Source organism: Candidatus Chlorohelix sp., assembly GCF_037138995.1.
Lineage (GTDB): Bacteria > Chloroflexota > Chloroflexia > Chloroheliales > Chloroheliaceae > Chlorohelix.
Map to the genome: position 1 here is coordinate 1 of NZ_JBAXHI010000120.1, position 1,005 is coordinate 1,005.

The 1,005-nt window shown below is 47.6% G+C and carries 1 protein-coding gene; it reads left to right on the forward strand.

Translation table 11 applies throughout. The features are described 5' to 3' along the window. Positions 1 to 798, forward strand: a 798-nt coding sequence (locus WCK19_RS18560) for a molybdopterin cofactor-binding domain-containing protein (RefSeq protein WP_342398898.1), incomplete at its 5' end; no start/stop codon positions are given. Positions 799 to 1,005: the final 207 nt, after the last annotated feature.

Consider the following 1,005-nt stretch of genomic DNA (forward strand, 5'->3'; position numbering starts at 1 on the left):
CAGTCGATTTTGCACGCCGTTCGGCCGGCGGTTGTAGCCGCCAATAAAGGGATGGATCCCCTCACTTTTCAGGGCGTATTCAATTCTGGCGAACATGCTTTTGGTTATCATTTCCCCGATTATCATATTGACCATGTGATGCGCAATACCCATGTGCCACCAGGTTTTTGGCGCGGCGTTAATGTCAATCAAAATGCTATTTTCATGGAATGTTTTATGGATGAGATGGCAGAGGTTGCAGGCGTTGATGCCGTAGAGTTTCGCCGTAAATATATGGACAAATACCCACGTAATTTAGCCGTGCTGAATGCGGCTGCTGACGGTATTGGCTGGACAAAACCAGCTCCTGCTGGAGTACATCGTGGCATTGCGCAAATGAAGTCTTTTGGCAGTTTTGTTGCGGCGGCTTGCGAGTTATCAGTTAACAAAAACAATGAGGTGAAAATTCACCGCATTGTGGCAGCGACCGATTGTGGTTATGCCGTCAATCCTGCGCAAATTCGTCGGCAAGTTTCTGGTTCTTTTGTATATGGTTTATCGGCACTCTTTTTAGAGGAATGTACGGTTAAGAATGGGCGTATTGAGCAAACGAATTTTGATACTTTTAATTCATTACGTTTAGCGCAAATGCCTAAGGTGGAAACGATCATTATTGAGGGTGGTGGACCGGAGTGGGGCGGCATTGGTGAGCCTACTATTGCGGTTGCAGCGCCAGCGGTATTAAATGCGCTTTATCGCGCTACTGGCAAACGCTATCGTACGGTTCCCCTGAAGAATAGTGGCATTAAGTTGGTTTAGTTTTATGCCTATGCGGTTTGCGCTAGTTATCAATTTAGTCCTAGCGCTGCCGCTGCTAATGCCAGTACCAGTTTTTGCCCAAACCTATTCAGGCGATGCCATCTTGGAACCACTGACTCAAGAAGCGGGTAGCGTCATACGCGGTCGGGCTATAGTGGCAAGTCGTCAAACTGGGCTTTGTCTTTTGTGCCATAGTGGGCCATTTCC